Source organism: Capsulimonas sp., assembly GCF_039929585.1.
Lineage (GTDB): Bacteria > Armatimonadota > Armatimonadia > Armatimonadales > Capsulimonadaceae > Capsulimonas.
Genome location: NZ_JBDSQY010000291.1, coordinates 1 through 9,381 on the forward strand (window position 1 = coordinate 1; position 9,381 = coordinate 9,381).

Consider the following 9,381-nt stretch of genomic DNA (forward strand, 5'->3'; position numbering starts at 1 on the left):
CCGTTGCCCCGGCGCCCAAGATAACGCTGGCCGACGCCGTCGCGCAGGCGACGCTCTCGAAGGGCGTTCTCATCTTCACGACGTATCCCAGTCGCACTCTTCTTCCTTCGACGGCGCCCCCGTCTCCCGGAGACACGGTTTCGCAAATCGCGTCGTCATTCGGCCTCGTTAAGACGGAGATCGGTTCGGTGACCGCGCTCGTCTTCCCAACAATGACGGTATTTAATGACTCTCCAGATGGCGCCGAGATTTACGCAGATATGCCGCCAAGGCAGATTATCGTTTTGCTGGCCGCAACCCTCGATCAGGATCAATGGAGCCTGCTGACGAGTAAAGGCGGCATCGCCGATTCGGATTTGACGACGGACGAGCAGCACGCCATGTGGGCGGCGCTGTGGACCGGGCGCAATTTCACTTATTACACGGGCGGTGTCGGGAATAAAGTCGGGAGTGAAGAGATCAAGCGAGTGCGTCTCCGGCTTGGCTCTTCGGTGCGTATGCGGCTTTACAATAAGCACGACAAGGTTCTGAGCCTGACCAACGAAGATATCGCTGAGAATAATCCGTGGGAACGAGACAGACTTGCGGCGTCGCCCCCCGCGCCGGATGGCCGGAGACAGAAAGCTCTACCCAGTATGGAGGCGCCAAGCGCGGCGAAAGCTAGCGATATCGATTTCACCGATGACCGACTGCGCACGCCCATCGATGTCTCCGGCGTGAAGACAGTCGGCGCCTTGGTCGATCTCATTCGTACGCGCACGGGCATGGAGATCTACGCAGACCGCCGGATGGAGGCCTGGCCGCTGCTGCTTGCGGGCGATATGTCCGCAAAGCCGGCCGGCAATCTCCTGCGCGCCCTGGCGCTGACGGTCGCCGGTGTGTACCGCAAGGTTGGAACGGCGTATGTCCTCACGGCCGATCTGGTCGGCGCGGGCGCTCGAACGCAGATGTGGAAAGACTTCCAGCGCGATATTGAGAAATTGCGAGACAAGCCTGTCAACGCGGCGAGCGGCATCATTCTGAGCAATCACGGCGATGCTGACCTCCCGTCTTTCGATAACGCGCTCGCGCTAAGCGCCGAGCAGTTCAGCGCGCACAAGCCGATTGCAAACCTAGGTCACATTGAGGTTCCGTTCGAGGAATTGACGGCGACGCAAAAGGCGGCGGCGCGCCGCATGGCCGTGGACCTTGTCAAAGCGCAGTCGCAGCCAGGCCAGCCGTATGAAGCGGATTTAGCGCAAAAAATCGTTCTCGAAGATGAGATCGTCGTGTGCGCCATCCTGCCGATCCACGATAAGCCGCTGGAGATCCGGGAATTTTCGCCGACACGATATGAACTTTTTCGTCCACCCGTCGAAGCCTCAATGGACGAGATGCGTAAAATGTTTCTTTCACAGAAGGCCGCTCAGGACGTCAAGCGCGACGCCGATGCGAGCGTTCACCTCCAGGCGCTGATCCCACAAGTGAGGCGACGGGCGCTCCTGGCGTCTCCAAAGTCGGCGCGGGAAACAGAAGGGCTTCTCGCCTCCATGGAAACTGTAGGCTTCAATGAGCTCTGGCTGATGACGTTCGCCGAAGGCGAGGAGCAGCGCGATTTGCTGGACGCCGTAGTCCCGATGGCAAAGCAAAAAGGCATTGCTGTGTACCCCGTCATGAGCATTTTCCACTGGGGGGCATCGGCGTCCAAAGATGCGCGCGACGTGACGATCCTCGGAGAAAATTCGCTGCGGTCGAACGAACGATGGCGCGCGCGCAGCGTGGAAGACATGGCGATGCTGCAGCAATTCAAAAAGCTGCGCGATGAAACCGGCGCCCTTTTTCCAATCCCGAACTTCGGTTACAGCGATATGGTCGTCAGTCCTTTTTCCGAAGTAACTCGAACGGCCCTCACAAACGCCGTGGGGGACATCGCCGCTGCTCCGGGCATTGCAGGAATTGTTTGGCAGGATACCTTGCCGCCGGGATACGATACTGTCTCACGGACATTCGACGAGGAGTTTTACGCGCATATGGGCTACACCCTGCCCGCGCGTCTGGCGTTTCTGCGAAAATGGCGCGTCGATCCGATCGACATCATCGAACAGCAATCGCAGGATCGTGTGTGGCCGGATTGGATGCAGGCTTCCTACGCGGAGACCACGGATTTTTCGAAAAAATGGCGATCTTTTCTATTTGAATCCAATGTCGCTTTCCTGCGCGAACTATATGACAACGCGCAGGCCAAGTCTCAAGGCTCACGCCTTCCCATCCTCGTTCGACAGCAGCGCGAATATGGAATGGAGGAGGACATCAGCGCGCACTGGTTCTCCGACTGGGACGCGCAAGCCGGCCCGCCGCCGGCGCTGGCGAAACCCGAGGATAATCCCACGACAGCCAACGCATTACCGGCGCCCGTGAATCAGGCAACCCCCCAATCAAAGACGTCCCTTCTCGTGGTAACGCCACAGACGCTTTTCGGCTCCGCGACGCTTCAGCTTCTTCTCGGCGACGCCGTCAAAGACATGGCGGCCGGCAAATCTTCCTGGCAAGGATTTGTCGTGGATGTGACCCAACTGCACAATGATAATCCTCTCGCAAAAATCGCCGCCGAAATCGCTTCGCCGCCCGCGAAGTAAAGACAGTTGAAGGAGAAGAAATCGAAAGAGCCGCCCCCTTTGCTGGGAGCGGCTCTTTTTGAAGATCGCATCTCTGTAGGGTTTATCGGTGCGCCAGTTCCGGTTCCCCGACAATCGCCGGCTGCGCCTCCTCAGTTCCACCCGCCAGCGCCTTATAAAGCACGCCTCCCAAAACGCCCCCAATGATCGGCGCCACCCAGAACAGCCAGAGCTGCGCGAGCGCCCAGCCGCCGACAAACACCGCCGGACCAGTACTGCGCGCGGGATTGACGGAAAGGTTCGTCACCGGGATTCCGATCAGATGGATCAGTGTCAGGCCCAGGCCAATGGCGATTGGCGCGAAGCCTTTGGGAGCGCGGCCGTCGGTGGCGCCCATGATGATGATCAGAAACGCGAACGTCAGCACGATCTCGGCGATCAGACACGACACCATGGAATAGCCGCCGGGCGAGTGCGCGCCATAGCCATTGGAGGCGAAGCCGCCCGCCGTGCTGAAGCCGGGCTGCCCGGACGCAATGAGATAGAGCACGCCGGCGCCGGCCACGCCGCCCGCAACCTGAGCGACGATATAAGGGAGCAGGTCCGAGGCGGGGAAACGCCCGCCGGCGCACAGGCCGACGGAGACCGCCGGGTTCAAATGACAGCCCGAGATATGACCGATGGCGTACGCCATGGTGAGAACTGTGAGACCGAACGCCAGCGCGACGCCGACGAAGCCAATGCCCAGATTGATGCTCGAGTTATCAGAGAGCAGAAACTTCGCGGCGAGAACAGCGCTGCCGCAGCCGCCGAAGACAAGCCAGGCCGTGCCAAGAAATTCGGCGGCCGCGCGCTTGGAAATAGGGAGAGTAGACATCGCAACGACTCCTTATACGAAAGTGAAGACACTTACCCGACGAAATCGCACTGACGCCATAGCGTTCGTCGCCACTGGAGAGATATCCTTCACGGTATTAATGTGATTTACAAAACAGTTAATATTTCAAAACGCCATTTTTTGTTAAGGATTCGTTTAGGATTTGCGTGTATACTGCATCTATCAACATTTCCAAAGACGCCAAATGAAGGACTTAATACTATGTTTCACCCATCCAGCCGCCAGCGCATGAGCTCCGCCTTTACTCTAATCGAGCTCCTCGTAGTGATAGCCATCATAGCGATTCTCGCCGCGATCCTGTTCCCCGTTTTCGCGAAAGCGCGAGAGAAGGCGCGCCAGACATCATGCTCCAGCAACATGCGGCAGCTGGGCCTCGGATTTCTTCAGTACGAGCAGGACTATGAGGAAATGTCTCCAGGATCTGATGCGTTCGGTCAGGGATGGGGCGGCCGCATCTATCCCTACGTCAAAAGCAGCGGCGTCTACGGATGCCCGGACGATCCGACTTCACCCGAAGCCGGAACTTCCAAAATCTCCTACGCGACCAACGTAAACTTGATTGCCGGAATGAATCCAGATGGGTCCACCTTAAGCACGACGTTTCTCGGCGGCTCGCCCACATATCCATCGATCGCCTCCTGGACCAGCCCCGCCAATACCGTACAGCTTTTCGAAATTCAGGGCAATACGAACGCTTACACCGGCGTCCCCCATTACGGCGTCAACGTGTCGGATCTTTACGAAGGCCGCACCGGAAATGGCTGTGGCGCGGTAGCCGGCGCTGGTGGCGCGGCGCCGTCGACAAATTGGAATATCGCCAAGTACGATACCGGCAATATTGGCGGCTACCTTGTCAATACGGTCGGGGGCGTCGGACGCCACACCGACGGGGCTAATTATCTTGCCGTGGACGGCCATGTAAAATGGCTGAAGCCAGAGCGCGTGTCGGCTGGACTTTCCGCAGTAAGCGCGGACGCCGTTGAAATCCACAACACAGCCTTAAACGCTGGCAAGGCGACGGGAACGAACAGCATGACCCAGCAGAGCGGCGCAACCGTCACAATGACATTTAGTCCGATCTAAATTCTTAGCGAGTGAAGCCAATCGACTTCAAGCGTAATAAATCGCCCGGCTTACCCATTTCCGGGTCGAGCCGGAGTCCGGTGATCGCGCCGGTGTATTCGGGGGAGGACGCCAGGTTTACTTTGTAGTGATGAAATTTACCGTCGGGGATCACTTCAAATGTCATCTGCGTTGTCTCACGGAAGCCCTGCCCGTCGTTTTGCTTCCAGTAGAGGGAGGCGTGTGTTTGCCCCTTCGGAAACGCCGCCTCCAGGGACAGCTTCGGGGCGGCCGACGCCAGCCAGAAGGCGTCAGGGCCGATTAGCTGTGGATCGGCTGCGTCCGTCCGGACGCGCAGTTCTCCATGTATCGGCCAGCCAGTATCGGTCGCGTTCGTGTATCGCCAGTGCTGTCGGTCGGACTGAAACTTGTAATTTGGAGGAGCGCTCTTGGGAGCATGTTCATAGACATAACGCCGGATCTCATTCAGATTTCCCAGTATGAGCACGTAACGGTAATCGTAATTAATATTATGGTCTAAAATCTCGTAATGGAGCGGAGCGATGTAGCCAGTGGCTCCATCATGCGGGCCGCCGGCGCCCGGAGTTCCCGAAAAACCGCCGCTAAAAGCCTGAACGCTAGGCTCCCAAACACCCAGCCCCCAGTTGCGATCGTCCACCAGCGCCGCCCAGTTTTCGGTTCCCTGCCAGCCCGCCCAAGGAAATTGACAGGGGATTTGTTTCAGCGCATCCTCGGTAAAGGGCTTATCGCCTGTGTACGTCATCAGCCGATACCATGGCCCATTGGTGTAGATCGCCGGCAATTCCTGACCGCGGCCCGGATACTGCGTCGTGTCTAGGCGATGGTTGACGATCCGGCTGCGCACCTTGGCGGCGGCGCCATCGAGAGTGATCCAAGTTTCAAAGGTACACTCGCCCGGCTCATTGTCCAGCGGCCACTGCATAGGAACCGACTTCACATAGAGCGTTTTCCCATCGTTGCGGGTTTCCAGAACCTGAGACCGATTGCCGAAACAATCTCCCGATTGGATCGGGTTCCATCCCAAACCTTCCCACGACTTCTCGGGATGCTTGCCGTTCGGCGCAAACGGATTCGGGCCAGAATAAAACGACATTTGGATCTGCCGCCCCCAGTCCGAGCTGTTAACCAGATTGACATCACTGTTGGATTTTGACAGATAAGTGATGGCGCCGCCAATCGTCAAATCTACACCGATCCGAACCTTACCGTTGTCCAGAAAACTCTGGCGCGGCGCAACTGCGTCGGCGCCAGAGGCGCCCGGCAAACAAAATATAACCATTGCCATCCATAGGGCGCAAATCCAAAGCGTGCGAAATATAATAGCCATTGTCGGAATTATAATAGCGCCGGCTGGAAATTGCAAGGAAAACGATGGAATGTGTCACAATGGAGAAATAACGTTCTCCCACAGGTCCCCAAGATAAGCCTTGACAGCTTCCTAGAGGCCGGGTATAACGAATACATTGTCCTGTAAAGCAATAGACATTGTAGACAATGAATTGTGAGGTAGTCCATGGCCACGGAAAATACACCCGACACACTGCAAAGCGTGCGACTTAATCTGACCTTCCCCGTTGAGCAGGTCAACCAGCCGCGACTGGCGGAAGCCATCAAGAAGTTCGATGTGAGCGCCGATATTCGCCGCGCGCAGATCGAGCCGGAGACCGGCGGTTATATCATGCTGGAGCTGACCGGTACGGACAGCCAGCTCGACCAGAGCATCGCCTACTTGAAATCTTATGGCGTCGGCGTCGGCTTCATCGGCACCGACGAAGTCCAAGCGTACTAAAAACCAATAAATTTTAATTATCGCAGGAGATAATCAACGATGGCAGGCAACGGATACGCAAATCCCGAGGTCTTGGTGGAGACCGACTGGGTCGCCGAGACGTACAAGTCGGGTGACTACAAGCTGATTGAGATCGATGTCGACCTCGACGCCTACGCGCAGAACCATATTCCCGGAGCCATCGGCTTCAACTGGCAGACCGAGCTGGAAGACACGCTGCGCCGCGATGTCCCCAGCAAAGAGCAGTGGAACGCGCTTCTGAGCAACGCAGGCATCTCCAATAGCGACACGCTCGTTCTCTACGGCGACAATAACAACTGGTTTGCCACCTTCGGCTACTGGCTGTTCGTCATCTTCGGTCATGACAAGTCCAAGCTCAAGCTCATCAATGGCGGCCGCAAGAAGTGGCTGGCCGAAGAACGCGAAGTAACCACCGAGGTTCCGAGCTATCCCGCCGCCACCTACACCGCCTCCGAGCCGAACTGGGAGCTGCGCGCCTTCCGCGATGAGATCCTGACGAAGCTGGGCGATCCGAACCTGACCCTGCTTGATGTCCGCTCCCCGGATGAGTTCACCGGCAAGGTGATCGCGCCTCCCGGAATGACCGAGACCGCGCAGCGCGGCGGCCACATCCCCGGCGCCCACTCCACCCCGTGGCTGAACGCCGTGCAGGAAGACGGCACATTCAAGTCTGCGGAAGATCTTCGCGCATTCTATGAGCCGAAGGGCGTCCAGGAAGGCAAGGAAGTGATCGCGTATTGCCGTATCGGCGAGCGATCGTCGCACACCTGGTTTGTGCTTTACAACTTGCTCGGCTTCGAAAACGCGAAGAACTACGACGGCTCCTGGACTGAATGGGGCTCCATTATCGGCGCGCCGATCGAGCGCGAAGTCGCCACCGTTCCCGGAACCGGCGGCGATCTGAAAGTCTGTCCGTAGGCTCGAAAGGCCTATTTCACCCTTTGCGGAAGGCGCGCCTTCCGCATTCCCTGTGACCTACTATGCGATTGACCACAAAAAGCCAGTATGGCCTCCGCGTTCTCGGCGACCTCGTCCGTAACTGGCGCGAGGACGGCAACGGCTACCTTCAAGTCGGCGAACTGGCGGGCCGATGCGATACCTCCCAGAAATATCTGGAGCAGGTGCTGCTGCCCCTCTCCCACGCCGGCATCCTGGAAAGTAAGCGTGGCCAGCGCGGCGGCTACCGCCTCAACCGCGCCCCCGAGGACATCTCCCTCGCGGAGGCCCTGCGCCACCTCGAAGGTCTGCTGATGCCGATCCCCAAGTGGGCGGATGAGACGGATGCGGAACATTCGCAGCTGGCCCAGGTCCTGCGCAAAGTTCGCGACTCCATCCGCAGCATCCTGGAAAACACCTCGATCGTCGTGCTCGCCGAAGGCGCCAGCGAATCCGAGGCGAAAGAGCGCTCGAATGAAGCCATCGAAGCGCTGATGTACTATATCTGACGCAAAACTGCCTCCACGCGGATCATCGCATGGAGGCAGTTTTTGTTTTATACCGCCACCGCCCCACCCCGGGGCGTAAACTCAAACGAGCAGCCGTGTGATGTCGGCAGCACTTTCCCCGGATTGCACAATCCCGATGCATTGAACACCGCGCGCACATCCGACATCGTGCGCAGCGTCTCCGCTGGAAAAAGCAGCGGCATGTAATCTCGCTTTTCGACGCCGATCCCATGCTCCCCCGTCAGCGTCCCGCCCATCCCGATACACAACTCTAAAATGTCATGCGACGCCGCCATCACCCGTTTGACCTGCTCGGGATCGCGCTCGTCAAAAAGCGTGGCCGGATGGAGATTGCCATCCCCGGCATGAAAGACATTGGCGATCCTCAGATCGTGCTTTACGCCGATCGCCGCGATCGCCCTGAGAACTTCCGGCAGCTTGGATCTCGGGATCACACAGTCTTGCGTGACGCACGACGGTGCAAGCCGCCCCAGCGTGCCGATGGACTTTTTCCGCGCCGCCCAGAGCTTCGCCCGGTCCTGCGGCGTGGACGCCTGCCGCACTTCGCGCGCCGCATTGGCCGCGCAAACTTCCCGCACCCGCTCCGCCAGCGTGTCGATCCCGGCGGCGAGGCCGTCCAATTCGATGATCAGAACCGCCCCGGCATCACGCGGAAAGCCGTAGTGAAAGGCGTCCTCCACCGTTTGGATAATCACGCCGTCGAGCATTTCGAGCGCCGCTGGAACGATCCCCGCCGCCACGATGTCCGAAACCGTCTGTGTAGCATCGTCGATCGTCGCGAATACTCCGAGCAGCGTTCTCACGGCCTGGGTTTGCCGCACCAATCGCAGCGTCGCCTGCGTGACGATCCCGAACGTGCCCTCCGCCCCCACGGCCAGTCCCATCAGATCGTAGCCATTGGTGTCCTCGGTCTTGTCGCCAAGCGTCACGATCTCGCCATCCGGCAGCACCATCTCCAGCGCCAGCACATGGTTGACGGTTACGCCGTACTTCAGCGTATGCGGCCCGCCGGCGTTATTGGCGATATTGCCGCCGATCGTGCTCGCCCCCTGTGACGATGGGTCCGGCGCGTACAGATACCCATCTCCAGCGACGGCTTTGGTCAGCTCGACATTCACCGCCCCCGCCTGCGCCGTCAGCCTTCGATTGCGCAGATCGATATCCAAAATCCGGTTCATGCGCGCAACGCCGATGAGCACCCCACCAGGACAGAGCGTTCCACCCGCAAGCCCCGTTCCCGCACCACGCGGCGTAAATGGAATCTCATGCTTCGCGCAGAGCTTCACGATCGCCGCGACCTGTTCCGTCGTGCTCGGCAGCACCGTCGCCAGCGGCTGCGCCGACTCCAGGGGGTACGCGTCGCGCTCATACGTCATCCGCTCCCCCTTGCCCGACAGCACTCCGTCGTCGCCGACGATCCGTTTTAGCTCTTCGATGATACTCATTCGTTTGCTCCACTAGACACGCAATTTGTCCCATAAGGAGCCGGCGAATGAATTCGCGCCTAGA

General features: G+C 58.8%; 8 protein-coding genes. 5 read left to right on the forward strand and 3 right to left on the reverse strand.

Going from position 1 to position 9,381, the window contains the following annotated elements:
• Nucleotides 1–2,615, forward strand: a 2,615-nt coding sequence (locus ABIZ35_RS22040) for a hypothetical protein (RefSeq protein ID WP_348222085.1), incomplete at its 5' end; no start/stop codon positions are given.
• Nucleotides 2,616–2,697: 82 nt separating this feature from the next.
• Here the strand turns inward: ABIZ35_RS22040 and aqpZ are convergent.
• Nucleotides 2,698–3,471, reverse strand: coding sequence for an aquaporin Z (gene aqpZ, locus ABIZ35_RS22045; RefSeq protein ID WP_348222086.1), 774 nt, complete (start codon nt 3,469–3,471; stop codon nt 2,698–2,700).
• A 222-nt stretch (nt 3,472–3,693) separates the two neighbouring features.
• Between aqpZ and ABIZ35_RS22050 the strand changes: the two genes are divergently transcribed.
• Nucleotides 3,694–4,575, forward strand: coding sequence for a DUF1559 domain-containing protein (locus ABIZ35_RS22050; RefSeq protein WP_348222087.1), 882 nt, complete (start codon nt 3,694–3,696; stop codon nt 4,573–4,575).
• Between the two features lie 4 nt (nt 4,576–4,579).
• Here the strand turns inward: ABIZ35_RS22050 and ABIZ35_RS22055 are convergent, their stop codons facing one another.
• Complete coding sequence (locus ABIZ35_RS22055) at nt 4,580–5,875, reverse strand: hypothetical protein (RefSeq protein WP_348222088.1); 1,296 nt, start codon at nt 5,873–5,875, stop codon at nt 4,580–4,582.
• Nucleotides 5,876–6,109: 234 nt separating this feature from the next.
• Between ABIZ35_RS22055 and ABIZ35_RS22060 the strand changes: the two genes are divergently transcribed.
• The 3 genes from ABIZ35_RS22060 (at nt 6,110) to ABIZ35_RS22070 (ending at nt 7,851) form a co-directional block, all read left to right on the forward strand.
• The gene (locus ABIZ35_RS22060) at nt 6,110–6,385 is read left to right on the forward strand and encodes an NIL domain-containing protein (protein ID WP_348222089.1); all 276 of its coding nucleotides are present in this window, start codon (nt 6,110–6,112) and stop codon (nt 6,383–6,385) included.
• Between the two features lie 39 nt (nt 6,386–6,424).
• Nucleotides 6,425–7,324 (forward strand): sulfurtransferase, encoded by a 900-nt coding sequence (locus ABIZ35_RS22065; protein WP_348222090.1) that lies wholly within the window; start codon nt 6,425–6,427, stop codon nt 7,322–7,324.
• A 62-nt stretch (nt 7,325–7,386) separates the two neighbouring features.
• On the forward strand, nt 7,387–7,851 hold the full coding sequence (locus tag ABIZ35_RS22070) for an Rrf2 family transcriptional regulator (RefSeq protein ID WP_348222091.1): 465 nt from the start codon (nt 7,387–7,389) through the stop codon (nt 7,849–7,851).
• 47 nt (nt 7,852–7,898) lie between these two features.
• On the opposite strand, the gene ABIZ35_RS22075 is transcribed toward ABIZ35_RS22070, so the two are convergent.
• A complete protein-coding gene (locus ABIZ35_RS22075; RefSeq protein ID WP_348222092.1) occupies nt 7,899–9,317 on the reverse strand; it encodes an FAD-linked oxidase C-terminal domain-containing protein in 1,419 nt (472 codons plus the stop codon).
• Nucleotides 9,318–9,381: the final 64 nt, after the last annotated feature.